The organism is Pseudomonas sp. 18175 (genome assembly GCF_050432925.1).
Taxonomy (GTDB): Bacteria; Pseudomonadota; Gammaproteobacteria; order Pseudomonadales; family Pseudomonadaceae; genus Aquipseudomonas.
On record NZ_JBKFTO010000007.1, the window covers coordinates 164,674 to 190,844 of the forward strand.

General features: G+C 60.0%; 18 protein-coding genes and 3 pseudogenes. 14 read left to right on the plus strand and 7 right to left on the minus strand.

Annotation, left to right across the window (positions count from 1 at the left end):
- Nucleotides 1-108 precede the first annotated feature (108 nt).
- The 8 genes and pseudogenes from gap to ACLD1Y_RS12100 form a co-directional block, all read left to right on the plus strand.
- Nucleotides 109-1,110 carry a type I glyceraldehyde-3-phosphate dehydrogenase gene (gene gap, locus ACLD1Y_RS12065; RefSeq protein WP_429478199.1) on the plus strand — a complete coding sequence of 334 codons (1,002 nt, stop codon included), beginning with the start codon at nt 109-111 and terminating at the stop codon, nt 1,108-1,110.
- 213 nt (nt 1,111-1,323) lie between these two features.
- Nucleotides 1,324-1,842, plus strand: a complete 519-nt coding sequence (locus tag ACLD1Y_RS12070; protein ID WP_429478200.1) for an RNA polymerase sigma factor — start codon at nt 1,324-1,326, stop codon at nt 1,840-1,842.
- 62 nt (nt 1,843-1,904) lie between these two features.
- Complete coding sequence (locus tag ACLD1Y_RS12075; RefSeq protein WP_429478201.1) at nt 1,905-2,873, plus strand: FecR family protein; 969 nt, start codon at nt 1,905-1,907, stop codon at nt 2,871-2,873.
- A 115-nt stretch (nt 2,874-2,988) separates the two neighbouring features.
- A complete protein-coding gene (locus ACLD1Y_RS12080) occupies nt 2,989-5,559 on the plus strand; it encodes a TonB-dependent receptor (protein ID WP_429478202.1) in 2,571 nt (856 codons plus the stop codon).
- A 135-nt stretch (nt 5,560-5,694) separates the two neighbouring features.
- Nucleotides 5,695-6,303 (plus strand): biliverdin-producing heme oxygenase, encoded by a 609-nt coding sequence (locus tag ACLD1Y_RS12085; RefSeq protein ID WP_429478203.1) that lies wholly within the window; start codon nt 5,695-5,697, stop codon nt 6,301-6,303.
- Nucleotides 6,304-6,494: 191 nt separating this feature from the next.
- A complete protein-coding gene (locus ACLD1Y_RS12090) occupies nt 6,495-6,896 on the plus strand; it encodes a YbaN family protein (RefSeq protein ID WP_429478204.1) in 402 nt (133 codons plus the stop codon).
- Nucleotides 6,897-7,176: 280 nt separating this feature from the next.
- Nucleotides 7,177-8,268, plus strand: a pseudogene (locus ACLD1Y_RS12095) (chemotaxis protein); the annotation flags it as partial.
- Between the two features lie 375 nt (nt 8,269-8,643).
- A pseudogene (locus ACLD1Y_RS12100) lies at nt 8,644-9,174 on the plus strand (methyl-accepting chemotaxis protein); the annotation flags it as partial.
- Nucleotides 9,175-9,310: 136 nt separating this feature from the next.
- Here ACLD1Y_RS12100 and ACLD1Y_RS12105 read toward each other — a convergent pair.
- Nucleotides 9,311-9,868: an NAD(P)H nitroreductase gene (locus ACLD1Y_RS12105; protein WP_429478205.1), complete on the minus strand. Its 558-nt coding sequence runs from the start codon at nt 9,866-9,868 to the stop codon at nt 9,311-9,313.
- A gap of 139 nt (nt 9,869-10,007) precedes the next feature.
- On the opposite strand from ACLD1Y_RS12105, the gene ACLD1Y_RS12110 reads away from it, so the two are divergent.
- The 5 genes and pseudogenes from ACLD1Y_RS12110 to ACLD1Y_RS12130 form a co-directional block, all read left to right on the plus strand.
- Nucleotides 10,008-11,435 carry a di-heme oxidoredictase family protein gene (locus ACLD1Y_RS12110; RefSeq protein ID WP_429478206.1) on the plus strand — a complete coding sequence of 476 codons (1,428 nt, stop codon included), beginning with the start codon at nt 10,008-10,010 and terminating at the stop codon, nt 11,433-11,435.
- 31 nt (nt 11,436-11,466) lie between these two features.
- The gene (locus tag ACLD1Y_RS12115) at nt 11,467-12,531 is read left to right on the plus strand and encodes an imelysin family protein (protein WP_429478207.1); all 1,065 of its coding nucleotides are present in this window, start codon (nt 11,467-11,469) and stop codon (nt 12,529-12,531) included.
- Between the two features lie 2 nt (nt 12,532-12,533).
- Nucleotides 12,534-13,631 carry a DUF1513 domain-containing protein gene (locus tag ACLD1Y_RS12120; protein WP_429478280.1) on the plus strand — a complete coding sequence of 366 codons (1,098 nt, stop codon included), beginning with the start codon at nt 12,534-12,536 and terminating at the stop codon, nt 13,629-13,631.
- A 197-nt stretch (nt 13,632-13,828) separates the two neighbouring features.
- Complete coding sequence (locus ACLD1Y_RS12125) at nt 13,829-14,935, plus strand: efflux RND transporter periplasmic adaptor subunit (protein WP_429478208.1); 1,107 nt, start codon at nt 13,829-13,831, stop codon at nt 14,933-14,935.
- A pseudogene (locus tag ACLD1Y_RS12130) lies at nt 14,932-17,949 on the plus strand (multidrug efflux RND transporter permease subunit); the annotation flags it as partial. The gene ACLD1Y_RS12125 and the pseudogene ACLD1Y_RS12130, both read left to right, overlap by 4 nt.
- Before the next feature lie 444 nt (nt 17,950-18,393).
- Here the strand turns inward: ACLD1Y_RS12130 and ACLD1Y_RS12135 are convergent.
- The 5 genes from ACLD1Y_RS12135 to colR all read right to left on the minus strand — a co-directional run bounded on the left by ACLD1Y_RS12135 (nt 18,394) and on the right by colR (nt 22,167).
- Nucleotides 18,394-18,621 carry a hypothetical protein gene (locus tag ACLD1Y_RS12135; RefSeq protein WP_429478209.1) on the minus strand — a complete coding sequence of 76 codons (228 nt, stop codon included), beginning with the start codon at nt 18,619-18,621 and terminating at the stop codon, nt 18,394-18,396.
- Complete coding sequence (locus ACLD1Y_RS12140; RefSeq protein WP_429478210.1) at nt 18,618-19,337, minus strand: lipopolysaccharide kinase InaA family protein; 720 nt, start codon at nt 19,335-19,337, stop codon at nt 18,618-18,620. Before ACLD1Y_RS12140 ends, ACLD1Y_RS12135 begins: the two co-directional genes overlap by 4 nt.
- A gap of 4 nt (nt 19,338-19,341) precedes the next feature.
- Entirely contained in the window at nt 19,342-20,022 is a 681-nt protein-coding gene (locus tag ACLD1Y_RS12145; protein ID WP_429478211.1) for a class I SAM-dependent methyltransferase, read from the minus strand.
- Between the two features lie 191 nt (nt 20,023-20,213).
- A complete protein-coding gene (locus tag ACLD1Y_RS12150; RefSeq protein WP_429478212.1) occupies nt 20,214-21,494 on the minus strand; it encodes a sensor histidine kinase in 1,281 nt (426 codons plus the stop codon).
- Entirely contained in the window at nt 21,484-22,167 is a 684-nt protein-coding gene (colR, locus tag ACLD1Y_RS12155) for a two-component system response regulator ColR (protein ID WP_429478213.1), read from the minus strand. Before colR ends, ACLD1Y_RS12150 begins: the two co-directional genes overlap by 11 nt.
- 201 nt (nt 22,168-22,368) lie before the next feature.
- Here colR and ACLD1Y_RS12160 point away from each other — a divergent pair, with 201 nt between their 5' ends.
- Entirely contained in the window at nt 22,369-24,318 is a 1,950-nt protein-coding gene (locus tag ACLD1Y_RS12160) for an LTA synthase family protein (RefSeq protein ID WP_429478214.1), read from the plus strand.
- Between the two features lie 183 nt (nt 24,319-24,501).
- Here ACLD1Y_RS12160 and groL read toward each other — a convergent pair whose 3' ends face one another.
- Nucleotides 24,502-26,148 (minus strand): chaperonin GroEL, encoded by a 1,647-nt coding sequence (groL, locus tag ACLD1Y_RS12165; protein ID WP_429478215.1) that lies wholly within the window; start codon nt 26,146-26,148, stop codon nt 24,502-24,504.
- Nucleotides 26,149-26,171: the final 23 nt, after the last annotated feature.

Below are 26,171 nucleotides of genomic sequence, written 5' to 3' on the forward strand. Positions count from 1 at the left end.
TCACTCGTTGTAGATTGAACAAAATATTGCCACTAAAAAGGCTTGTTTTCTATTTTTATGCGAATAATCTTGTAATTCTTACAACAAATCGACGACAGGCACTTTCCAATGACTCTTCGTATCGCAATCAATGGTTTTGGCCGTATTGGCCGTAATGTCCTGCGCGCACTGTATACCCAAGGCTACCGCCAGGATCTGCAGATCGTCGCCATCAACGATCTGGGCGACAGCTCGATCAACGCCCACCTGCTCAAATACGACACCGTGCATGGCACTTTCGAAGCAGAGGTCGCCCACGATCAGGAAAGCCTGACCGTCAATGGTGACCGGATCGCCGTCAGTGCCATTCGCAACCCCGCCGACCTGCCGTGGGCTGCGCACAAGATCGACGTGGTGTTCGAATGCACCGGCCTGTTCACCGACCGTGACAAGGCGGCCGCCCATATTACCGCCGGCGCACGCAAGGTGATCATTTCCGCACCGGCCAAGGGCGCGGACGCCACTGTGGTCTACGGCGTGAACCACGACATTCTGCGCCAATCCCACCAGATCATCTCCAACGCCTCGTGCACCACCAACTGCCTGGCACCGGTCGCCCAGGTGCTGCATCGCGAACTGGGCATCGAAAGCGGCCTGATGACCACCATTCACGCTTACACCAACGACCAGAACCTGACAGACGTCTACCACACCGACCCGTACCGCGCGCGCTCGGCCACCCAGAACATGATCCCGAGCAAGACCGGCGCCGCCGAAGCGGTAGGCCTGGTGCTGCCGGAACTGGCGGGCAAGCTGACCGGCATGGCCGTGCGTGTACCGGTGATCAACGTATCGCTGGTGGACCTCACCGTACAACTGAAGAAAGAAGCCAGTGCCGAACAGGTCAACGCACTGCTCAAGGAAGCCAGCCAGCACTCGACGATCCTGGGCTACAACACCCTGCCGCTGGTTTCGAGCGACTTCAACCACAACCCGCTGTCGTCGATTTTCGATGCCAATCACACCAAAGTCAGTGGCAAATTGCTGAAAGTGCTGGCCTGGTACGACAACGAGTGGGGTTTCTCCAATCGCATGCTGGATAACTGCCTGGCGTTGTGTAACGCCGAATAACGGCCCAATAGAGATTCCCTGTGGGAGCGGGCTTGTGTGGGAGCGGGCTTGCTCGCGAATGCGGTCTGTCAGTTATAGATGCTTTGTCTGACCCACTGCTTTCGCGAGCAAGCCCGCTCCCACATTTGTCCTGCGTCAACCCTCAAAAGTGTGCCTTGCAATTTGCGTTGATGATAAGCATTATCATTAACTGCAAATCGGTCTGGTATCACTGTGAGCCAATCTCGCTTCAACCAAGTCTTTCTCACCCAACGGGTGATTCTGCTACGCACCTTGCAGCGCATGGTAAATAACCACAGCACCGCCGAGGACCTGTTGCAGGAAACCTACCTGCGCGTCACCCGGGCCCTGAGTGAGCGGCCTATCGATCACCTCGAACCCTTCGTCTACCAAACCGCGCGCAACCTGGCGCTGGATCACCTGCGCTCGCGCAGGATCCAGGCCCGCACACTGCAGGAAGATGTGCCGCTGGACGTGCTGCAAAGCGTCGCCGCCCCTATCAGCACCCCCGAAGACGCGACCCAAGCCGAGCAAATGCTCGAGCACCTGAGTGTCAGCCTGGGCCAGTTGAGCGCCCGCCAACAGCAGATCTTTATCCTCAGCCGCCTGCATGGGTGCAGCTACCAGGAGATTGCCGATCAGTTGGAAGTGTCCTTGAGCACGGTGCAAAAGGAACTGAAATTGATCATGGCCATCTGCGTAGGTGTGGCCCAAAGGTTGGATCGGTCGTAAGCTTCATTCGACCAGAGTTGTAGGACAGTTGAGTAAAACGTGGCGAAGACCCGAGGCACACCGTGACGGACCCGAACAAACTGCCCCCCCATGAGCTGGCTCATGAGGTGTTGCAAGACCAGGCTATGGACCAAGCCCTCGACTGGCTGATCGCCTTGCAGTGCCCGCAAGCTGGGCAACAGGCCGAATTCGAAACCTGGCTGGCGAGCGACCCGGCCCACGTTGACGCCTTCGCCAAGGCCCAGGCCGCCTGGGGTGGCGCGCCGGTACACAGTGCCGCCGTCGCCCTGGCGGCGCCGCGCAAGCCGAGTGCCTGGCGGCGGATCAAACCCCATTGGAAGCCCTTGGCCACCGCCGCGGTGCTGCTGATCGGCCTGTTCAGCTTCAGCAACCTGCCGGTGCGCCTGCAAGCCGACCACCTCACCGTGGTGGGCGAGCGCCAGCGCCTGCAACTGGACGATGGCGCCAAAGTCTTGCTCAACACCAACTCGGCGTTTTCCAGCAGCATCAAAGACCACCAGCGCATCGCCCGGCTGTATCAAGGCGAAGCGTTTTTCGAAATCATGCCCAACCACGGCTTGCCCCTGGAAATCGACGCCGGCCCGGTGCGCGCCAGCGTGCGTGACACCGACTTTGCCGTGCGCTACCTCAATGGCGAGGCGCAAGTGCAGGTGCAGCGCGGCAACGTGGACTTGAGCAACACCTTCGACGACGCCCGTGTGCGCCTGAGTGCTGGAGAAAGTATCCGCGTCGGCCCCAAAGGCTTCAGCCCACCCGCCAAGCTGGATGCCAACAAGGACCTGGCCTGGGTGCAAGGCCGACTGATCTTCGAGAACTGCCCGATGAGCGAAGTGCTCGCCGAGTTGCGTCGCTATTACCCGGGCTGGATCGTCAACACCAACGATCAACTCGCAAGCACAGCCGTCACCGGCAACTACCGCCTCGACCAGCCGCTGGACGTGGTGCGCTCCCTGGCCCACATCACCTCGGCCAAGCTCACCGAATACCCCGCTTTGGTGATCCTGAACTAAATGAGAATTATTTTTACTCGATAACCGCCGACGGTACGTCTCGTCTTAGCCAATGCAACTGATTCCTATTTGTTCAGTTCGCAACTAAAAAGATTCGTACCCCGGAGCGCTCTCGATGTCCTCTTGTTTCAACCGCCGGTCTCCTTTGCCCGTCCTGTCCTTGCTGACCGCTGCCATCCTGCTCGCGGGGGCGCCGGTGATGAGCGCCAGCGCCGCTGAACCTGCGTCGCGCAGCCATGGCAACTACAACTTCAGCATCGAACAGCAGCCGCTGGTCTCGGCACTTAACGCCTTTACTACCGTGACCGGCTGGCAAGTCGGCCTGCCGGCAGAGCTGGGCCAGGGTGTGTCGTCCCCTGGCGTACGTGGCCCGCTGTCGCCGGAAAAAGCCCTGGACCAGCTGTTGGTGGGGACCAACCTGAGCTACCGCAAAATGGGCAGCAACAGCATCGTCCTGGAAAAGCGCGCCGCCGGCAGCACCCTCAACCTGCAACAGGTGACCATCAGCGCCACCCGTCATGAACAGGATGTCACCAGCGTACCGAGCACCGTCAGCGTGCACGATCGCCAGGAACTGGACCGCCTCAACGCGGGCAACAGCCGCGACTTGGTGCGCTACGAGCCCGGTGTTTCCGTGGGCGGTGCCGGCACGCGCTCCGGTAATGCCGGGTTCAATATCCGTGGCATCGACGGCGACCGCATCCTCACCCAGGTCGATGGCGTCGAAGTGCCCGACCACTTCTCCAATGGCCCCTATGCGCAAACCCGCCGCAACTACGTCGATCCGGAAATCGTCAAGCGCGTCGAGATCCTGCGCGGCCCGGCCTCGGCCCTTTACGGCAGCAGCGCCATCGGCGGCGCCGTAAGCTACTTCACCCTCGACCCCGACGACATCATCAAGCCCGGCCAGGACGTGGACGCCCGCCTGAAAACCGGCTACAGCTCCGCCGACGAAAGCTGGCTGACCTCCGGCACCATCGCCGGTCGCGTGCAGGACTTCGACGGCTTGCTGCACCTGAGCCAGCGCAACGGCCACGAGACCGAAACCTACGACGGCAACAACGTCACCGGCCTGAACCGCACCGGCGCCAACCCGGAAGACGCACGCACCACCAACGTGCTGGCCAAGCTGGGCTGGAACTATGGCGATGACAACCGCCTGGGCTTCACCTACGAGAAGTACAAGGACGACCGCGACACCAACCAGAAAAGCGCCGTGGGCGGCCCGTACAACACCGGGTTCAACAGCAACCTGTACCGCGCTCGCTCGGGCAACGACACCATCACCCGCGAACGCTTTGGCCTGGAAAACAGCATCGCTGTCGACACGTTGTTTGCCGACCGCATCAAGACCAGCCTCAACTACCAGATCGGCAAGACCGACCAGACCACGGTCGAACACTACGTGTCGGGGGCGCGTAACCTGCAGCGCAATCGGCAGACGCTCTATGAGGAAAAACAATGGGTGCTCGACGCCCAACTGGACAAGGCGTTTGCCATCGGTGAGACCGATCACCTGGTGACCTATGGCGCCACGATCAAACAAGCCAAAGTCACTGGTTCACGCACCGGCAGCGCAACGTGCCTGACCGTCAGCGCCAACTGCCCGACTATTGGCGGCCCAAGCACCTTGGCCTCGGACAAAGTCGTACCGTCCAGCGACTTCCCGGACCCGACCATCAACACCTACGCGCTGTTCGCCCAGGACCAGATCAGCTGGGGCGACTGGACCTTCCTGCCCAGCGTTCGCTATGACTACACCCAGCTCAAGCCCAAGCTGACCGAAGACTTCCTCAACGCCACCGACCCGAACCGGATCTACCCGCACGACGACAGCCCCAAGACCTGGCATCGCGTCTCGCCGAAATTCGGCCTGACTTACGCCCTGACTGACCATTACACCTGGTTCGGCCAATACGCCGAAGGCTTCCGCACCCCGTCGGCCAAATCGCTGTATGGACGCTTTGAAAACCTACAGGAAGGCTACGTGGTGGAGCCCAATTCGGACCTCAAGCCTGAGAGCAGCAAAAGCTTTGAAACCGGGCTGCGCGGTAACTTTGAGTCGGGCAACTTCGACGTGGCGGTGTTCTATAACAAGTACGACAACTTCATTAACGAAGATGCCGTGCAGTTATCGCCCACCAGCGCCGTGTACAAGGCCACCAATATCAAGCGCGCCACCATTCAGGGCGTGGAGGCCAAAGGCCGTTTGAACCTCGACGCCTTCGGTGCCCCACAGGGCCTGTATACCCAGGGCTCGGTGGCCTATGCCTATGGCCGTAATGATGACAATGGTGAACCGCTCAACAGCGTCAACCCGCTCAAGGGCGTGTTTGGCCTGGGTTATGAACAGGAAAGCTACGGCGCGCTAGTCAGTTGGACGCTGGTCAAGAAGCAAAACCGTGTCGACAGCGCCACCTTCTTCTCCCCAGACGGTGACACCACCAAGGCACCGTTCAAGACCCCAGGCTTTGGCATCGTCGACCTGACCGGGTTCTACAAGGTCACCAACGATGTGACCATCAACGGCGGCGTCTACAACCTCACCGACAAGAAGTACTGGAACTGGGACGATGTACGCAGCTTCGACAGCATCGGTGAAGCCGGCGTGACCGCTCCTGCCAACATCGACCGCCTGACCCAGCCGGGTCGCAACTTTGCGATCAACGTGATCTGGGACATCTGATAGCGCCCGCCTCACCCCGTCGATTTTTTATCGACGGGGTGAGGATTTTTTACTGTGCTGCGTCTTCTTGTTCGTCTAGTTGATAACAGCTCTCTTTAGAGCAAAAAGGCGCTCCCCTTCTCAAGGACTTTTTTCATGACTGCATCTCCCACCGCAGAACGCCCAAGCCTGCGCTCCCAGCGCCTGAACCAGATCACCAACGAGCCCCACACCAAGCTCGACGCACTGGTCAAGGCCCACGCTCCATTTGAGACCCAGGCCAACTTTGCCCGTTTCGTGGTGGCGCAATACCTGTTCCAGTCGGAGCTGGTGGCCCTGTACAACGATGCCGAATTGACCAAGATCGTCCCGGACCTGGCCGCACGTTGCCGCGCCGAAGCTGCCAAGCTCGACCTGGCCGACCTGGACACCGAAGTGCCAGCCCCCGTGGCAGGTGCCGTGACAAACCCCAGCAAAGCCGAAGCCCTGGGCTGGCTGTTTGTCTCCGAAGGTTCCAAGCTGGGCGCCGCGTTCCTGATCAAACGTGCCGTAGGCCTGGGCCTGAGTGAAACCTTCGGTGCCCGTCACTTGGGCGAACCGGCCGGTGGTCGTGCCGAAGGTTGGAAGAGCTTTACCCGTACCCTTGATGGGCTGGAGTTCAGCGCCGAGGAAGAGGCTGGCGTGGAAAAAGGTGCGGTCGATGCGTTTGTGCGCTTCACCGTACTGCTGGAACAGGCGTACGCTAGCGCCCCTGAACTGGCCTAAGCCTTGATTGGAATGCGATAAAAAATGTGGGAGCGGGCTTGTGTGGCGAGGGAGCTTGCTCCCGCTGGGGTGCGGCCCCCAAAAGCCGGCGACTGCTACGCAGTCGAACGGGAGCAAGCTCCCTCGCCACAGCAAGCCCGCTCCCACACTTGGATCTCATTTCAAGCTGATTTTCTGTGATACCCCTACCCATGACCGGCAAACCCCAATCCTCCTCCAAAATCGCCCAGATCCTCTTCGGCCTGCTGGCCTACGTCAGCCTGGGCATCGGGCTGGTGGCGATTGTGATACCGGGTTTGCCTACCACCGAATTCATCTTGCTGGCCGCCTGGGCCGCCACCAAAAGCTCGCCGCGCCTCAGTGCCTGGCTGGAAAACCATCGGCTGTTCGGGCCGATCCTGTCCAATTGGCGCAATGGCAAGATCATCGCCCGCCGCGCCAAGGTCAGCGCCACCGTGAGCATGTTGCTGTGCGCGATCCTGATGTTGGTGATGCTCGACCACGGCTGGCCGATCTACCTGGCCATTGCCGGGATGGGCCTGGGCAACCTGTGGATCTGGTCACGCCCGGAACGGCTTGCAGCCCCCGTATAACGGCGCATGTAGTCTTTTTCCTACCGCTCATCGCCTCCTCCTCATGAAACATCCCCGTACGCCGATGTTCCGGACATAGCGCCGAATGGACTTGGCTCGCCCTGCGTGTCTATCAACAAGTCCATTCGCGAGTGAACCTATGTTCAACACCCTCTCCATCCGCCTGAAAATCGTACTGCTGTCCGGCCTTTGCCTGCTGGGGGTGATCGCGCTGGTGGTCGGCGTGAATCTCTACGAGACCGACCAGAACAGTCACATGGTCAGCGACTCAAGCTCGCGAATGCTCACGCACAGCGTGCAGGACCTGCTGCAGGCCAAGGCAGCCGAACAAGCAGTGCAGCTGCAAAAGACCTTCGGCGAAAACCTGCAGGCGGTCACCGCCTTGGCTGATCAAGTCAAAGACCTGCGCAACCTCGCCACCCAGCGCGGCCTTGAACCTGGCGCGCTGCGCGAAGCACTCAACCAAAGCGTAAAGACCGCGTTTGAACGCAACAGCAAGGCGCTGGGTATCTGGCTGTCGTTCGAACCCAACGGCCTGGACGGTAAGGACAGCGAGTTCATCGACGACAAGGCTCGCGTTTCCAACGAAAAAGGCCGCTTCTCCAGCTACTGGAGCCGTGCCGGCGGCTCAGGCCTGAATACGATCATGGTCGAGGAAGACCTGACCAAGACCACCCTCAACCTCAGCGGCACGCCCTACAACATCTGGTACACCTGCCCACGGGACACCCGCACCGTGTGCCTGCTGGACCCGTATGCCGACGAAGTGGCCGGCAAATCGATGCTGATGACCACCATTTCCCTGCCGTTGATCGTCGATGGCAAGGTCATTGGCGTAGTCGGTATCGATATCGCCCTCAACACCCTGCAAGCCACCACGGACGTCGCGCAAAAAGAGCTGTTCGACAGCGCCGCCCACCTGGAAATCATTTCCAGCACCGGCCTGATTGCGGCCTACAGCGGCGAGCCCGGCCGCGTCGGCAAGAACCTGATCGACACCATCGGCGCCGAAGGCAAGGAAATCGTGCAACTGCTGGCCAGTGACACCCGCATGATCCGCGAACAGGACGACACCATCCGTGCCGTATACCCGGTCAAGCCCATCAGCGACGCCAAATCCTGGGGCGTGGTGATCAAACTGCCCAAGCAGGTGATGCTGGCCGACACCCTCAAACTGCAAACCCTGCTCGACGACGCCCAAGACGAAGGCACCCTCAAAGCCTTGTTGGTCGGCGCCGTCGCCGGTCTGCTTGGCTTGTTGCTGATCTGGCTGACCGCCACCGGCGTGACCCGCCCGATCAACAGCGTAGCCGCCATGCTCAAAGACATTGCCAGCGGCGACGGCGACCTGACCCAACGCCTCACCTACGCCAAGAAAGACGAACTGGGCGAACTGGTGAACTGGTTCAACCGCTTCCTCGACAAGCTGCAACCGACCATCGCCCAGATCAAGCAAAGCATCACGGAAGCCCGCGGCACCGCCGACCAATCCTCGGCCATCGCTCGCCAGACCAGCGAAGGCATGCAGGTGCAGTTCCGCGAAATCGACCAGGTGGCCACCGCCTCCAATGAAATGAGCGCCACGGCCCACGACGTGGCCAACAGCGCGTCGAACGCCGCCAGTGCAGCGCGTGGCGCCGATCAGTCGGCGCGTGAAGGCATGTCGATCATCGAACAGAGCACCCGCGATATCACCACCCTCGCCGAAGAAGTCAGCAAGGCCGTGGGTGAAGTCGAGGCGCTGGCGGTGAACAGCGAGCAGATCGGCTCGGTGCTGGAAGTGATCCGCAGCATTGCCGAGCAAACCAACCTGCTGGCCCTCAACGCCGCGATCGAAGCGGCACGCGCCGGCGAAAGCGGACGAGGCTTTGCGGTGGTGGCCGACGAAGTGCGCAACCTGGCCAAGCGTACCCAGGATTCGGTGGAAGAAATTCGCCATGTGATCGAACGTATCCAGAGCGGCACCCGGGGCGTGGTGGCCACCATGCATTCGAGCCAGAGCCAGGCCCAGAGCAATGCCGGGCAGATCCATCAAGCGGCGCAGGCGTTGGGCAAAATCAGCGATGCGGTGACCGTGATCAGCGACATGAACCTGCAAATCGCCAGCGCCGCCGAACAGCAGAGCGCCGTGGCCGAAGAGGTCAACCGCAACGTTTCGGCGATCCGCACTGTGACCGAGACCCTCACCGGCCAAGCGACCGAGTCGGCGGCCATCAGTAGCCAGCTCAATGCATTGGCCAGCCAGCAGATGAAGTTGATGGATCAGTTTCGGGTCTGAACCATGGCCCTGAAACCTATGGAGATCCCCTGTGGGAGCGGGCTTGCTCGCGAATGCGGTGTATCAGTGCCAGATTTGCTGCCTGACACTCCGCCTTCGCGAGCAAGCCCGCTCCCACATTTAGATCACTGTTGGCTTAAAGCCCGGTCCAGGCGCTGACTGCCGGTTCTTCCTTCGCCGCCGTACGCGGCGGATTCTGCGGCGTACCCAGGTACAGGAAGCCAATCACCTCCTCATCCGCCGTCAACCCCAACCCCTTGGCGACATGAGCCGAGTACGACAACTCACCGGTGCGCCACACCGCACCGATCCCCTGAGCGTAAGCCGCCAGCAAAATACCGTGGGCCGCACAACCCGCCGCCAGCAATTGTTCGGATTTGGGCACCTTGAAGTGTTCCTGCAAGCGCGCAATCACCACCACCACCAACGGCGCGCGCAATGGGCCGTTCTGGGCCTTGTCGATCACTGCTTGCGGGGCATCGGCGTCTTGCAGGCGTGCAGCTTCGGCCAACAGCGTGCCCATTTGCTCGCGGGCAGCACCTTCCACGGTAAGGAAACGCCACGGGCGCAACTGGCCGTGGTCCGGCGCACGCATGGCGGCGGCGAACAGCACGTCGCGCTGCTCCTGGGTCGGTGCCGGTTCCAGCAAACGCGGCACGGAAACACGGTTGAGCAAAGCGTCGAGAGCCTGCATTGGCCACCTCCAGAAAAAAATGTGCGGTCATTCTAGCGGGAATGCAGCGCCACCCACCAAACGATAATTGCTCTTATTCATTCGGCCATGCCCTGTTAGACTTTGCGACCTTATTTTCCCCAGTCGTTCAGGAAACTCGATGTTCCGTTCGTTCTTTCGCCTGTGCGCAGCATTGCTGGCCTTAAGCCTGGCAGCCTGCGATGACGCCCCTCGCTTCACCAAGGCCGAGCCGGGTGAAGCGCGGGCTGGCGGCGCTGCGACGGTGAACAAGCGCGACCAGAACGCGTTCTCCCTGCCCTCGGCCAACCTGTCGCCCACACGCCGCCTGGATTTCAGCGTCGGTAACAGCTTCTTTCGCAGCCCCTGGGTGATCGCGCCGTCCACCACCACGGCCCGTGATGGCCTGGGACCGCTGTTCAACACCAATGCCTGCCAGAACTGCCATATCAAGGATGGTCGCGGGCATCCGCCGCTGCCTGACGCGGCCAACGCGGTATCCATGCTGGTACGCCTGTCGATTCCCGATGCGCCTGAGTATGCCAAGGCCATTGAACACATAGGCGTAGTGCCCGAGCCGGTCTACGGCGGGCAACTCCAGGACATGGCAGTGCCCGGCGTACTGCCCGAAGGCAAGGTGCGAGTCGACTACACAGCGGTCAACGTGACGTTCAAGGACGGCAGCGTGGTGGAACTGCGCAAGCCGGACCTGCAAATCACCCAGCTCGGTTATGGCCCGATGCATCCGGATACACTTTTTTCAGCGCGCATCGCCCCACCGATGATTGGCCTCGGCCTGCTGGAAGCCATCAGTGATGCCGATATCCTGCGCAACACCGACTCCAAGACCGCCGACAAAGAAGCCCTCCCTGGCCGCGCCAATTGGGTCTGGGATGACGCCCAGCACAAAACCGTTCTCGGGCGTTTTGGCTGGAAAGCCGGGCAACCCAACCTCAATCAACAAAATGTTCACGCGTTTTCTGGTGATATGGGCCTCACCACTTCCCTGAGACCCTTCGATGACTGCACCGACGCCCAAGTGGCCTGCAAACAGGCGCCCAATGGCAATGGCCAGGAGGGCGAGCAGGAGGTCAGCGATAACATCCTGCGCCTGGTGCTGTTTTACACCCGCAACCTCGCCGTTCCTGCACGCCGTGGCGTCAACACGCCGCAGGTGCTCGCGGGTAAAAACCTGTTCTATCAAGCCGGTTGCCAGGGTTGCCACAAGCCATCATTCACCACGGCCGCCAACGCAGCCGAACCTGAACTGGCCAATCAGGTGATCCGCCCCTACAGCGACCTGCTGCTGCACGACATGGGCGAAGGCCTGGCCGACAACCGCAGTGAATTCAAGGCCGGTGGCCGCGACTGGCGCACCGCGCCGTTGTGGGGCATTGGCCTGACGCAAACCGTGAGTGGCCACACCCAGTTCTTGCATGATGGCCGCGCCCGCAACCTGCTGGAAGCCGTGCTGTGGCACGGCGGTGAAGCACAAGCGGCGCAGCAGCATGTGTTGTCCTTTAATGCCGAACAACGCGCTGCGTTGCTGGCGTTCCTGAATTCTTTATAAGCTGTGCCCCAATTACAGAAGGGAGCTCTACATGTTCCGTCCCAAGTTGTTGTTCACCAGCCTTGCCGCCCTCGCCCTGGGCGCCTGCTCGCCGCAAGACCCGCAAGCCGTGACCTCGGCGGCCATCGCCAAGCAAGTGATCCTGCCGACCTACAGCCGCTGGGTCGAAGCTGACCGCCAACTGGCCGTCAGCGCCCTGGCCTACTGCCAGGGCAAGGAAAGCCTGGAGACCGCCCGCGCCGATTTCCTGCACGCGCAAAAAGCCTGGGCCGAGTTGCAACCGCTGCTGATCGGCCCGCTGGCCGAGGGCAACCGTTCGTGGCAAGTGCAGTTCTGGCCGGACAAAAAGAACCTGGTGGGTCGCCAGGTTGAACAGTTGGTGACCGCACAGCCGCAGATCGATGGCGCCGCGTTGGCCAAATCGAGCGTGGTGGTGCAGGGTCTTTCGGCCTACGAATACATCCTCTACGACGCCAAGACCGACGTTGCCGACGAAGCTCAAAAAGCCCGTTACTGCCCGCTGCTGGTGGCCATTGGCGAACGCCAGAAGGCCCTGGCCGAAGAGATCCTGGCCAGTTGGAACAGTACCGACGGCATGCTGGCGCAGATGACCAAATTTCCGAACCAGCGCTACGCCGATTCCCACGAAGCCATCGCCGATCTACTGCGCGTGCAGGTGACCGCACTGGACACCTTGAAGAAGAAGCTCGGCACACCTATGGGCCGCCAGACCAAGGGCATCCCGCAGCCGTTCCAGGCCGATGCCTGGCGCAGCCAGTCGTCCCTGCAAAGCCTGGAGGCCAGCCTGGCTGCCGCCCAGACCGTGTGGGTCGGTGTCGACAACAAAGGCCTGCGCGGCTTGCTGCCATCCGATCAAAAGCCATTGGCCGACAAGATCGATGCCGCCTATACCGCGTCCCTGAAACTGTTCGCCAGCAACCAGCGCACCCTCAATGAACTGCTGGGCGACGACACTGGGCGCCAGCAACTCAACGATATCTACGACAGCCTCAACGTCGTCCACCGCCTGCACGAAGGCGAGCTGGCCAAGGCGCTGGGCATCCAACTGGGCTTTAACGCCAACGACGGTGACTGATGATGCTCAGGCGACAGGCTTTGGCGGTTGGCAGCCTGCTGCTCAGCGCAATCACGCTGGGTGGCTGGACGCTATTCAAAGGCAAGGACAAGGGCCCGCTGCTGCTCTCGGCCCGCGATGATGCCGACGGCAAGCACTACGCCGTGGGCTTTCGACTGGACGGCAAGCAAGTGTTTGCCACCCAGGTCGGCCAGCGCTGCCACGACATCATCAACCACCCGACACTGCCGATTGCACTGTTCGTCGCCCGTAGGCCAGGCACCGAAAGTTACCTGATCGACCTGCGTGATGGCGCGCTGCTGCAAACCATCACGTCCAAGGCCAATCGCCACTTCTATGGCCATGCCGTGATCCACAAAAGTGGTGACTGGCTGTATGCCACCGAAAATGACACCACCGACCCCGGCCGTGGCCTGCTCGGCGTGTACAAGTTCGAAGGCGAGCGACTGGTGCACACCGGCGAGATTTCCACCCATGGCATCGGCCCACACCAGGTGTCGTGGATGCCCGACGGCGAAACCCTGGTGGTGGCCAACGGCGGCATTCGCACCGAGGCCGAAAGCCGCGTGGAGATGAACCTCAACGCCATGGAGCCAAGCCTGGTGCTGATGCACCGCGACGGCACGCTGATCAGCAAGGAAACCCTGAGCCAGCAGATGAACAGCGTGCGCCATATGGGGATCGCCAGCGATGGCACCATCCTCACCGGGCAGCAGTTCATGGGGCCGTCCCAGGAACGTTCCGAGTTGTTGGCGATCAAGCGACCTGGCCAGCCGTTCGCGGCGTTCCCGGTGGCGGACGAGCAGTTGCAGGCGATGGGGCACTACACCGCCAGCGTCGCAGTGCACAGCGAATTACGCCTGGTGGCACTCACCGCACCGCGTGGCAACCGCTTCTTTATCTGGGACATGGACAGCGGCGAACTACGCCTGGACGGGCCCCTGCCGGACTGTGCCGGCGTTGGCGCTGTGGCCGACGGGTTTGTAGTGACCTCGGGTCAGGGCCGCTGCCGCTTCTACGATTGCCGCCAGAAACCGTTGGTCGCCAAGCCGTTGGAATTGCCAGCTGGGCTCTGGGACAACCACCTGCATCTGATCTGAAACCCAGTGGTGTGAAGTCGCTCCCATTACGGCCAATGAGAGCACTTGACGCCATTTTCCCTACAAGCCTTACGGCAACCGTCCGGCTCCTGCAGATCACTCTTCCCACACCACCCTGCGCCTTCTCGCCTTATCGAGCGCCTCTCCCTTCGTGACAATTGCCGCCCCTTCGCCAACTGTTACCCAAGGAGTCCTCTATGCCTGGCCGCCGTATGGTCGCGATGCTTGTCATCGTCCTCAGCACGGTGTCCCTGCTGGCGGGGTACAAAGCCTTCTGGATCAAACAGCAACTGCACATACTGCACGCGCCCAAGCCGCCGGTCAGCGTGGCAGTGGCCGCGGTGATCGAGCAACCCTGGCAGCATCAAATGCCGGCGGCAGGCACCTTGAAGGCGCTCCAGGGAATCGATCTGAGTATCGAAGTACCCGGCGTCGTCACCCACGTGCAATTCGACTCAGGCCAAACGGTCACCGCTGGGCAACCCTTGTTGCAGTTGGATAACCAATTGGAACAGGCGCAGCTGGATATTGCCCTGGCCAATCTCGGCCTGGCCCGCCAGGACTTTGAACGGGGCAAGCAACTGGTGCAGATCCAGGCGATCTCCAAAAGCGAATTCGACCGGCTCTCCTCAGAACTCGATCGGCACAAGGCGCTGGTCAAGCAATCCACCGTGGCACTGGCCAAAAAGCACCTGACCGCGCCATTCAGCGGCACGATAGGCATTCGCCAGGTCGACGTCGGCGACTACCTGCAAAGTACCGCCGTCGTCGCCAGCCTTCAGGACACCAGCAGTCTGTACGTCGACTTTCATGTGCCGGAACAGGCCGTCCAACTGATCGAAATCGGCCAATCGATACAGGTGACCGTTTCCGCCCGGCCGGGGCAACATACCGTTGCCACGGTCAGCGCCATCAACCCCATCGTCGACGACAACACACGTAACGTCAGGGTACGGGCAACATTGCCCAACCCGCATAACCGCCTGTTGCCGGGCATGTTCGCCAGCTTGCAGGTGCAATTGGCTGCACCGGTCCCCCAGGTCGTGATTCCGGAGGGCTCCATCACCTACAGCCCCTATGGTCAGTATGTGTATGTGGTGTCACAGCACAAAAAAGCCGCCGGGAACATCGCCGAACAGCGCCAGGTCAAGACGGGTGAACGGCGCGATGGCCAAGTCATCATTCTTGAGGGGTTGACCCCAGGTGAACAGGTGGTGACAGCGGGACAGCAAAAGCTTGAACAAGGCACCCCCATCCGCGTCACTGCGGACGCCGTCTCCGGCAACCGGGTTGGCGCGCCATGAAATTTACCGACCTGTTTATTCGTCGCCCTGTACTCGCCGTGGTGGTCAGTCTGTTGATGCTTTTGCTGGGGTTGCAGGCGTACCAGCAGTTATCGTTGCGCCAATACCCGCAGATGAACAATGCGCTGATCACGGTGACCACCGTGTACCCCGGGGCCAACGCTGAGACCTTGCAAAGCCTGGTGACCCAGCCGCTGCAAAAAAAACTCGCGAGCGCCGAAGGCATCGACTACATGAAGTCGGCGAGCCGGCAAAACGTGTCGGTGATCTCGATTTATGGCCGCAGCGGTGCCGACAGTGATCGGTTGTTTAGCGAACTGCTGGCCAAGGTCAACGAAGCTCGCAACCAACTGCCCAAGGAAGCACAAGACCCGGTTTTGAACAAAGTGGCAGCTGAAGCCACTGCGCTGATGTACCTGAGTTTTTCCAGCAATACGATGAACAGTGCGCACGTCACCGACTACCTGCAAAGGGTGATTCAACCCCAACTGGCGACATTGCCTGGCATGGCCGAAGCCGACATCATCGGTAACCAGACCCTCGCCATGCGCCTGTGGCTGGACCCCATCAAGCTCGCCGGCTTCGGTTTGAGTGCCAGCGATATCAGCCAGGCCGTCAGTGGCTACAACGTGCAGTCGACAGCCGGCGAGGTCACCGGCGATTACGTGGTGACCAGCATCAGCGCAAACACCCTGCTGCGCTCGGCCGAAGACTTCAAGGCAATCACCCTGAAAAGCGCCGATGACAGCCAGGTTCGCCTCGGCGACGTCGCACGCGTGGAAATGGGCACCGAAAACTCTGACAGCTTCAGTTCCTTCAATGGCATCCCTGCCACCTATATCAGCATCAAACCGACGCCAGACGCCAACCCACTGGAGTTGGGCGAGCAGGTGCGCAACCTCATGCAGAACATGCAATCAAAACTGCCGCCCGGACTTGAGGCCACCATCGCCTTTGACTCCACGCAATTTATTCAAGCCTCGCTGGATGAAGTGCTGATCACCTTGCTAGAAGCCGTGCTGATCGTCGTGGTGGTGGTGTTTGTGTTCCTCGGCGCGCTGCGCTCGGTGATCATTCCGGTTATCACAATCCCGTTGTCACTGATCGGGGTGATGTTTTTTATGCAATTGATGGGTTACTCCATCAACGTACTGACACTGCTGGCCATGGTGCTGGCCATCGGCCTGGTGGTGGACGACGCCATTGTGGTGATGGAAAACGTTTACAGGCATATCGAGAAAGGTTGGTCCCCCCTCGAAGCCGCCATCATCGGCGCACGGGAGGTGTGTGGCCCGGTCGTTGCCATGACGATCACGCTCGCAGCGGTCTACGCGCCCATTGGTTTTTTGCAGGGGCTGACCGGCGCATTGTTCAAGGAGTTTGCCTTGACGCTCGCGGGGGCCGTGGTGATTTCAGGCATCGTCGCACTGACCCTGTCGCCGATAATGTGTGGGTTGTTGTTACGCCCCGCGGCGTCTGATCGGGGAATGCCGGCAGCACTGGATCGCCTGTTCGAACGCCTGAAGCAGCGTTACCTGCGAGTACTGCAGGCAGTACTTGATTCGCCGAGCGTGGTGATGGTGTTCGCGCTGATTGTTTTGTTGCTGATTCCGGCAATGCTGACGTTTACGACCACACAACTGGCGCCGGTGGAGGACAAGGGCGTGGTTTTCATGCAAACCCACGCACCACAAGCTGCCAATCTTGCGTATCTGAACGCCCATACAAAAGACTTTGTCGCGCTGTTTGAAACGCTTGCGGAGTACCAGGCCTCCTTTCAGATCAATGGCTTTAATGGCGTGCAGTCCGGCATCGGTGGCTTCCTGCTCAAGCCCTGGGCGGAACGCGAGCGCACGCAGATGCAGGTCTTGGCGCAGTTGCGCGAGAAACTCGACAGCGTGCCCGGCCTCAAGGTGCTGGCATTCAACCTGCCCGCGTTGCCGGGAACGGGTGAAGGCTTACCCTTTGGCTTTGTGATCAGCACGCCTGGCGATCATCAATCGCTGCTCAGCGTCGCCGAGCGGGTCAAACAGCGCGCCGTCGACTCTGGCAAGTTCGCCTACCTCGACATGGACCTGGCCTTCGACCGGCCGGAGATCGTGATCGACATCGACCGCAACAAAGCTGCGCAGATGGGCGTATCGATGCAAGATCTCGGGCTGACCTTGTCGACGCTGCTGGCTGAAACTGAGATCAACCGCTTCAACCTTGAGGGCCGCCCTTACAGAGTGATTGCCCAGGTCGAACAAGCCTTCAGAAATACCCCTGACTGGCTCAACCACTATTACGTCAAGAGCGCCAAAGGCCAGTTATTGCCGCTCTCGACGCTGATCACGGTATCCGAACAACAGGCCCGGCCGCGCCAACTCAATCAGTTCCAGCAAATGAACTCGGTGTTGATCTCAGGCTTCCCGCTCGTGGGGATGGGCGAGGCCATCGATACCCTGCACGCCATCGTGAAAGAGGAGGTGCCGCCCGGTTTCACCTTTGACTACAGCAATGCCAGCCGCCAATTCGTCCAGGAAGGCAATACGTTATGGGGCACGTTTGGCCTGGCACTGGCATTCATAGGCCTGGTACTTGCGGCGCAGTTCGAAAGCTTTCGCGACCCACTGGTGATATTGGTGAGCGTACCGCTATCGGTGTGCGGGGCTCTGATCGCGCTGTTCGTGGGGTGGTCGAGCCTGAATATCTATACACAGATCGGCCTGGTCACGCTGATCGGTCTGATCAGTAAACATGGGATTCTGATTGTCGAGTTTGCCAACCAACTACGCCGACAGCAGACCATGAGCATTCGCGAAGCCGCCGAGCAGGCAGCCGCGACGCGCCTACGGCCAATCCTGATGACCACGGTGGCCACCGTTCTGGGCGTCGTACCGTTGCTCCTGTCGACAGGCGCTGGCGCGGCCAGTCGATTTGATATTGGCCTGGTCATCGCCACGGGCATGACCGTTGGCACCCTGTTCACGCTGTTTGTAGTGCCTTGCTTCTACACCTTGCTGGCCAATCCCGGTGGGCTGCCAGGTTCGCCTGTGTTGCTACCGTTTTACCCCCCCTCATCGGGTGGTTTGGGGCATGTGAAAAGGCTTCCTCAAGCGCCATTACTGCTCAGTTATGCGCCACCGGGTGCCGACGAAGCCAGGTATCACCCCCATGCTGGCGGGATACAAGAGCTGTTCCATCTTCCGATCAATCCAGGTTTGTTCCAAACCCAGGTCGCGAATGAACGTCGCAATAGTGACCGCGGGCGTGCCGACGGTGTAATAACGCTTACTGTCGATGGGGACGTTGATGAGCAGACAGGATCAGGGGATTTGATATCGACATCCGCCATTGAGCCAGGTAACAGAAAGACCCACAGGTGGGCGCCCGACGGCAGCGCGGAACACCAGTAACCCTGCGGACAAAAAAAGGGCCTTGCATCGCAAGGCCCTTTTACGGGGGGTTGAATCGTTTCAACTCTGTGGCCTCATCCCTTGAGACATGCCAAACATGAACAGTAATAACTCATGATCAGGCTTGGCTGCGGTGCTCGCCTTGGCGACGCGCGGCAACAGGCATTGCGCGCCACCCTGCGTAGTACTGAGCACCTGTGTGCGAGGCTGTTCCCAGGCCGCCAGCGCCAAGGCTGCAACACCTAACGCCCCGACCAAGAACACACCTCGTGCTATTTCTAGCTTCATCTGGTTAAACCCTTGATAGCGCTGCCAAACGCCGTCTCGTAAAAGTAGCTGAGTTTTGCCCAGTCAGCGCTGTTCCACGACGAATGGCGGCGCAGTTGCAGCATGTCGTGGGAGGCGGCCCGATAAGCGGTCAAGCGCTGGCGGCACTTTTCGAAATCCAGCAAGGCCACTTCCACGTTGGCCGCATCGCCCTGCCCCGTCACCCGCACAAAAATGTGCTTGATGTACAGGCAGCCGTGCTGCCAGCGGCCCTTGTGCATACGGGCCAGGGTACCGGCCAACTCTTTGAGCACGCGTTCATGCACCAACTCGCCGTACTGTTCACGACCACCGGCTGCGTACCAGTTTTCGATTTCGTCGAAGCCCTCCAAGGCGGCCGTGACCAGCAATGCCTTCCATTGGTGCTGCGGGTCACGACGCGCCTCGCAAAAGACCATGTCCGGGACACGCACATCCAACAAGCGCAGGCCTTTGATGGCATCGCGCTCACGCAATACTGTGGGCCGACCAAACGGGTGCAGCCAACTGCGGTAGATATGACCGGTCTGGCGCTTGCTGTAGAGCAAGTTGCCATTGGCACTCATCACCCGCTGCACACCACTTTCACCACCCCGCCGACGGTTGGGTTCCTCGACCCACTCGCCCTGCTGGCGCCAGAAATAATCGAAGCGTTCTTCGGGAGCTACGTGACTGCCTGCTACGCACTCAACTGCCATCCTGTTACCTCTTTCGCAATACATACACTCGCCACATGGCGTAGAGCGGCATGAAGTCCAGGGATTCCTGAACGCGGAAACCGGCCTGCTCAAATTCGTCTTCAACAGTAGCAGCTGGTAACACAAATCGGTTTTGGTAACCTTCCTGCTCACCTTTCCTACGGCGTTGTCCTTCGAGGCGCTTACGTTTCCACGCCTTGAAATTGCCATCCACCCACAGCGAAAGGATCACGCTGTCGCGTGTAACACGTTGAAACTCACGCAGTATCGCCAGTCGATGAGCCGGATCACCGATGTGGTGCAGCAGGCGCATACAGAAAATGCTGTCGACCGAGTTGTCCGGCAGATCGATATCAAAGGCAGATGTCTGCAAGGGTCGTACCCGTTTCACCACATCGGCGGGCTGGGCGGCTGTTGCAACCTTCAACATCGAGGCCGAATTGTCGGCGCCGATGATCACGCGATTGGGCTTTTCCGCCAGCAACGGCCAGAAGCGTCCAGCCCCGCAGGGCAAGTCAAGCACCAGGCCGGGCTCACCGGCCATGGCCAGCGCGCCACGGGCCAATTGCTCGTCGCGTTTGTGGGACAACCGGCGGGCCAAGTTGTCCTTGTGCTTGAGCAAATATTCTTCGGCGTGCTGATCGTCGTACTTATCGGAAAATTCGAGCTTGATCGGGTTAGACATCAACGGATCTCCAGTTGCTGATGCATACAACCTTAAGCATCCGACTGTGATCACTAGGTCAACTCTTTGTGAAAAACTTGTCCTGTCCAATCCCATACATTTCAAGACTTTACAGACACATTCAGTATCATGGGGCCATCTTCGCCGAAAATCGACATGGCCCTAGCGCAGCTTAACGGCAAGCCAAGGCCTCAGGCGTTGACTTGGCTCAGCTCGACATGAAAGCGGCAGCCATTGGGTTCCATGGTGCTGAGGCTCACGCTCCAGCCCTGGTTCTCACAAATGCGCTGCACCAGCGACAGCCCAAGGCCCAAGCCGTCGCCGCGCTTCTCGGCACCCCGTACGAAGGGCTCGAACATGGCTTCGCGCTTTTCCTCAGGAATGCCGACGCCCGAGTCTTCCACCACAAAACCATTGGGTTCCAGGGTCAGCCGAATAAAACCCTGCTCGGTGTAATGCAGGGCGTTACGCAACAGGTTGCCCATCACCGCGTGCAGGAAGGTGGTGTTGTAGCGCGTATCCAGCGGGTTGCCCGGCTGGTAGATAAGTTCCAGGCCCTTGTGCTGGATAGGCTCGCGCCAGATGCCGAGTAAATCCTCAGCCACTTGGGTCAGGGTCACCCGAGGTGACATGGCGGCATCGTCATGCTGGGCACGGGCCAGCATCAGGAAGGTCTGCACCAGTTCGCGCATTTCTTCACAGGCACGGGCAATGCGTTCCACCTGGTTGCGCCCACGCTGATCGATGGCCGGGTTTTCCAGCAGCAATTCGCAGGAGCTAGCCAGGACCATCAACGGCGTGCGCAACTCATGGCTCACGTCGCTGGTAAACAGTTGTTCACGGGACAAGGCCTGGCGCAGCCGTCCCAAGGTGGCATCAAAGGCCACCGCCAGTTCGCCCACTTCATCGGCCGCGTAGTCTGGCGCCAAGGGTGGCGCAAGGCCGAGCAACTGGTCGCGATGACGTACCTGGCGCGCCAGGCGCACCACCGGTGCCATCACTTTGCGCGCCAATACCCATCCCAGGAACACCGCCAGTGCCAGGCTGAGCACAAAGCCCACCAACACCACGGCAAACAGCACGCGCTCGCGCTCTTCGAAATCGCTCTGGTCTTGCAGCAGTACATAGCGCCGACCATCCACCACTTCGACCATGGCGTGGTACGACAGCGCTTCGCGGAACACTTCATGAAAACCGGGCTCGAGGTGCCGCAGGTCCTTGGGCAGTTCGAAATCCCCGGGGCCGCCGCTGAAATAAAACAGCTGGTCCGGCTCGGGCCGGTGGCGCCAGTCCTCGACGGTGTCCATCAGCAACAAGCGTTGCAAGTCACCGCCCAGGCCCGCCGAGATCAGTTTCTCTTCCACCAGGTGCACGGTCGCGACAATGCCCATGGCGAAGGCGCCTGCCACCAACGCACTCATCAAGGCAAAGGCGATGATGATCCGCTGGGCAAGGCTTTGCTTAAACTCCATCACGACCCTCGGCCAAGCGATAACCCACGCCGTGTACCGTTTGCAGCAGCGGCTTGGCGAATGGCTTGTCGATCACCTGACGCAATTGGTGGACGTGGCTGCGCAGGCTGTCGCTGTCGGGGCAGTCATCGCCCCACAGGGCTTCTTCGAGGATCTCACGGCGCAGTACGTGGGGGCTTTTTTGCATCAGCACTGCCAGCAATTTAAGGCCGACCGGGTTGAGCTTGAGCAGGCGCCCTTCGCGGGTGACTTCGAGGGTGTCGAGGTCATAGCACAGGTCACCCACTTGCAGCGCACGGCGGCCGCCACCTTGGGCACGGCGCAGCACCGCTTCGATGCGGGCGGCCAGTTCCGACAGGGCAAAGGGTTTGAGCAGGTAGTCGTCGGCACCAGACTTGAAGCCCTGCAGCCGGTCATCCAATTGGTCGCGGGCGGTGAGCATGATCACCGGCGTGTCGCGGCGCGCGTCTTCGCGCAGGCGTTTGCACAGGGTGTAGCCGTCGATACCGGGCAGCATGATGTCGAGCACGATCAAGTCGTAATGCTCGGTGGCAGCCAGGTGCAGGCCCGACAAACCGTCCTGCGCACAGTCCACGGTATAGCCTTTTAGCCCCAGGTAGTCGGCCAGGTTGGCCAGAATATCGCGGTTGTCTTCAACCAATAAAATTCGCATGGGCAGTGTCTCCGTACGCGGTAACGGCCGTGTTGGCTCGCGCAGCTTAAGGCCAAGCGGGGCTCAGGGATAGACCTGGAAGCCACGCCGATAAAGGTTTTCAACCGATAATTTAGTTGAACGAGATTTTCACTATAGCTTCACAAACTGACTACAGTGTCAGGGCGAAGATCGCCGCCCATTGATATAAGGAAGTTAGACATGGGGTTTCTCAAGACAGCGCCTATGCGCTATTTGCTGTTGGTTACCGGTGCCTGGCTCCTGGTTTTCCTGCTCACCCGCAGCGTACTGCTCATTACCCACTTGGACGAAGTCGGCGGCAACGTGCTGCCGGTGTTTGGCGTGGGCTTGCTCTACGACCTGGGCTTTTTGGCCTATGCCGCCCTGCCCTTGGGCCTATACCTGCTGCTGTGCCCGCCCGCACTATGGCGACGCCGTGGCCACCGTTGGTTCCTGCAAGCGGTGCTGACCGTCAGCCTGTTCGCCATGCTGTTTACCTCGGTGGCCGAATGGCTGTTCTGGGATGAATTCGGCGTGCGCTTCAACTTCATCGCCGTCGATTACTTGGTGTATTCCGATGAAGTGCTGAACAACCTGCTGGAGTCCTACCCGATCGGCAAGCTCCTCAGTTTGCTGGCGATGCTGGCCATTGTGCTGAGCCTGGCCCTGCGCAAGGCGTTCAATGCCGCGCTGAACGCACCGCTACCGCCCCTGCGGGGTCGCTTGGTGAATGCCTTGGGGCTGCTGGTGGTCGCTGGCCTCAGCTTGCAGTTGATCAGCCAGGACAGCCCTCGCACACAAGGCGGCAATGCCTACATGAACGAACTGGCCAGCAATGGTCCGTATCAATTTTTCGCGGCGTTCCGTAACAACGAACTGGACTACGCCCAGTTCTATAAAAGCTTGCCAACGGACGTTGTCGCTAAACAACTGCGTGCCGAACTCAGCGAGCCGAATGCGCGCTTTATCGGCAAGGACCCGCTGGATATCCGCCGCGCCATCGACAACCCCGGCACCTTGCGCAAACCCAACATCGTGCTGGTGACCATCGAAAGCTTCAGCGCCAAGTACATGGGCAGTAACGGCGATGGGCGCAACCTCACGCCCAACCTGGATGCACTGCGCAAACAAAGCCTGTACTTCAATAATTTCTACGCCACCGGCACCCGCACAGATCGCGGCCTGGAGGCCATTACCCTGGCGATTCCTCCGACGCCTGGGCGTTCGATCGTCAAACGCATCGGTCGCGAAAGCGGTTTCGCCAGCCTGGGCCAACAGCTCAGTGCCATCGGCTATGACAGTGTGTTTGTCTACGGCGGGCGCGGCTACTTCGACAACATGAATGCGTTCTTCAGTGGCAACGGTTACCGGGTTGTCGACCAGAGCAGCGTGGCAGAATCCGACATCTCCTTCAAAAATGCCTGGGGCATGGCTGACGAAGACCTCTACAAACAAACCCTGAAACTGGCGGATGCCGATTACGCCAAGCAGCAGCCGTTCCTGTTGCAACTGATGACCACCTCCAACCATCGCCCCTACACCTACCCGGACGGTCGCATCGATATCAAATCGGGCAACGGTCGCGACGGCGCGGTGAAATACACCGACCACGCCATCGGCGAATTCCTCACCGCTGCGCGCCAAAAGCCCTGGTTCGACAATACGATCTTTGTGTTCGTCGCCGACCACACCGCCGGCAGCGCGGGCAAGGAAGACTTGCCCATCACCAACTACCAGATTCCGCTGTTCATCTATGCACCCAAGCTGATCGACGCCCAGGAAACCGCGCAACTGGCCAGCCAGATTGATATCGCCCCCACCTTGCTGGGGTTGATCAACTTGAGCTACGAGTCGACCTTCTTTGGCCGTAACCTGCTGCAAGACAACCCACTGCCGCCTCGGGTAGTCGTGGGCAACTACCAGCATCTGGGTTTATTTGACGGTACAGACCTGGCCATCCTCAGCCCCCGCCTGGGATTGCGGCGCCACGATCAGGCACTGGGCGAGAGCCAGGAGTCGCGGGTGGGCAGTGATGATCCGTTGGTTCAACGGGCGATCACCTATTACCAGGCGGCCAGTTATGGGTTCAAACAGCAGTTGTTGAGTTGGAAGGCGCCGAAGGAGAGTACTCACCAATTGAGCGGACTCTAGCTCTGGTGCAGATCAAACTGTGGGAGTGGGCTTGCCCACGATGGCGGTGAGCCAGCCAGCATATGTATAAACTGACCCTCAGTCATCGGGGGCAAGCCCCCTCCTACAGGGGTTAGCGCCCACAAAAAAGCCCCGCCTACAGTGATGTAGGCGGGGCTTTTTCAGAGCGAGGGTAAGGCTGGCTTACATCATGCCGCCCATGCCACCCATGCCGCCCATGTCTGGCATACCGCCACCGCCAGCGCCTTCAGCCTTTGGCTTGTCAGCGATTGCAGCTTCGGTGGTCAGTACCAGGCCGCCGATGGAGGCTGCTGCTTGCAGCGCGGAACGGGTCACCTTGGTAGGGTCCAGGATGCCCATTTCGATCATGTCGCCGTAGACGCCAGTCGCAGCGTTGTAACCGTAGTTACCTTTGCCGTTCTTGACTTCGTTGACCACAACGCTTGGCTCGTCGCCGGAGTTGGCAGCGATCTGGCGCAGTGGCGCTTCAACAGCGCGACGCAGTACAGCGATACCGACGTTCTGGTCAGCGTTGTCGCCGGTCAGGTTGGTCAGGGCTTCCAGCGCGCGGATCAGCGCAACGCCACCGCCAGGTACCACGCCTTCTTCAACGGCCGCACGGGTTGCGTGCAGGGCGTCTTCAACGCGGGCTTTCTTTTCTTTCATTTCTACTTCGGAACCAGCGCCAACCTTGATCACTGCAACGCCGCCGGACAGCTTGGCCAGGCGCTCTTGCAGTTTTTCACGGTCGTAGTCGGACGAAGTCTCGGCAACCTGGGCACGGATCTGGGAGATACGCGCCTGGATGTCCTGCTCAACGCCAGCACCGTCAACGATGATGGTGTTTTCCTTGTTGACGGTCACGCGCTTGGCGCTACCCAGGTTTTCGATGGTGGCGCTTTCCAGGCTCAGGCCGATCTCTTCGGAGATAACGGTACCGCCGGTCAGGACAGCGATGTCCTGCAGCATGGCCTTGCGACGGTCGCCGAAGCCTGGAGCCTTGACGGCTACGACTTTAACGATGCCACGCATGTTGTTCACAACCAGAGTCGCCAAGGCTTCGCCTTCAACGTCTTCGGAAACGATCAGCAGTGGGCGGCCGGCTTTAGCCACGGCTTCCAGTACTGGCAGCATTTCGCGGATGTTGGAGATCTTTTTGTCGACCAGCAGGATCAGCGGGCTGTCCAGCTCGGCAACCATGGTTTCCGGCTTGTTGACGAAGTACGGGGACAGGTAGCCACGGTCGAACTGCATGCCTTCTACAACCGACAGTTCGTTTTCCAGGCCAGTGCCTTCTTCAACGGTGATCACGCCTTCTTTACCGACTTTTTCCATGGCTTCGGCAATGATGTCGCCGATGGAGCTGTCGGAGTTGGCGGAGATGGTACCTACCTGAGCGATAGCCTTGGTGTCAGCGCAAGGCTTGGACAGGTTTTTCAGCTCAGCAACGATAGCGATGGTCGCCTTGTCGATGCCGCGCTTCAAGTCCATCGGGTTCATGCCGGCAGCGACGGCTTTGTAGCCTTCGTTGACGATGGCCTGAGCCAGAACGGTTGCGGTGGTGGTGCCGTCGCCTGCGTCATCGTTGGCACGGGAGGCAACGTCTTTGACCAGCTGCGCGCCCATGTTTTCGAAACGGTCTTCCAGTTCGATTTCTTTTGCTACGGAAACGCCGTCCTTGGTGATGGTCGGAGCGCCGAAGCTCTTCTCGATGATCACGTTACGGCCTTTAGGGCCCAGGGTCGCTTTTACTGCGTCAGCCAGGACGTTGACACCGGTGAGCATTTTTTTACGGGCGGAATCGCCGAATTTAACTTCTTTAGCAGCCATGATCGATATTCCTTAAATACTTT

Coding starts and splice junctions, on each gene's coding strand:
- ACLD1Y_RS12110 (WP_429478206.1), top strand. CDS start 10,008: ATGTTCCGTTCGTTCTTTCGCCTGTGCGCAGCATTGCTGGCCTTAAGC.
- gap (WP_429478199.1), top strand. CDS start 109: ATGACTCTTCGTATCGCAATCAATGGTTTTGGCCGTATTGGCCGTAAT.
- groL (WP_429478215.1), bottom strand. CDS start 26,148: ATGGCTGCTAAAGAAGTTAAATTCGGCGATTCCGCCCGTAAAAAAATG.
- ACLD1Y_RS12145 (WP_429478211.1), bottom strand. CDS start 20,022: ATGTCTAACCCGATCAAGCTCGAATTTTCCGATAAGTACGACGATCAG.
- ACLD1Y_RS12140 (WP_429478210.1), bottom strand. CDS start 19,337: ATGGCAGTTGAGTGCGTAGCAGGCAGTCACGTAGCTCCCGAAGAACGC.
- ACLD1Y_RS12120 (WP_429478280.1), top strand. CDS start 12,534: ATGCTCAGGCGACAGGCTTTGGCGGTTGGCAGCCTGCTGCTCAGCGCA.
- ACLD1Y_RS12115 (WP_429478207.1), top strand. CDS start 11,467: ATGTTCCGTCCCAAGTTGTTGTTCACCAGCCTTGCCGCCCTCGCCCTG.
- ACLD1Y_RS12135 (WP_429478209.1), bottom strand. CDS start 18,621: ATGAAGCTAGAAATAGCACGAGGTGTGTTCTTGGTCGGGGCGTTAGGT.
- ACLD1Y_RS12090 (WP_429478204.1), top strand. CDS start 6,495: ATGACCGGCAAACCCCAATCCTCCTCCAAAATCGCCCAGATCCTCTTC.
- ACLD1Y_RS12160 (WP_429478214.1), top strand. CDS start 22,369: ATGGGGTTTCTCAAGACAGCGCCTATGCGCTATTTGCTGTTGGTTACC.
- ACLD1Y_RS12125 (WP_429478208.1), top strand. CDS start 13,829: ATGCCTGGCCGCCGTATGGTCGCGATGCTTGTCATCGTCCTCAGCACG.
- colR (WP_429478213.1), bottom strand. CDS start 22,167: ATGCGAATTTTATTGGTTGAAGACAACCGCGATATTCTGGCCAACCTG.
- ACLD1Y_RS12150 (WP_429478212.1), bottom strand. CDS start 21,494: ATGGAGTTTAAGCAAAGCCTTGCCCAGCGGATCATCATCGCCTTTGCC.
- ACLD1Y_RS12080 (WP_429478202.1), top strand. CDS start 2,989: ATGTCCTCTTGTTTCAACCGCCGGTCTCCTTTGCCCGTCCTGTCCTTG.
- ACLD1Y_RS12105 (WP_429478205.1), bottom strand. CDS start 9,868: ATGCAGGCTCTCGACGCTTTGCTCAACCGTGTTTCCGTGCCGCGTTTG.
- ACLD1Y_RS12085 (WP_429478203.1), top strand. CDS start 5,695: ATGACTGCATCTCCCACCGCAGAACGCCCAAGCCTGCGCTCCCAGCGC.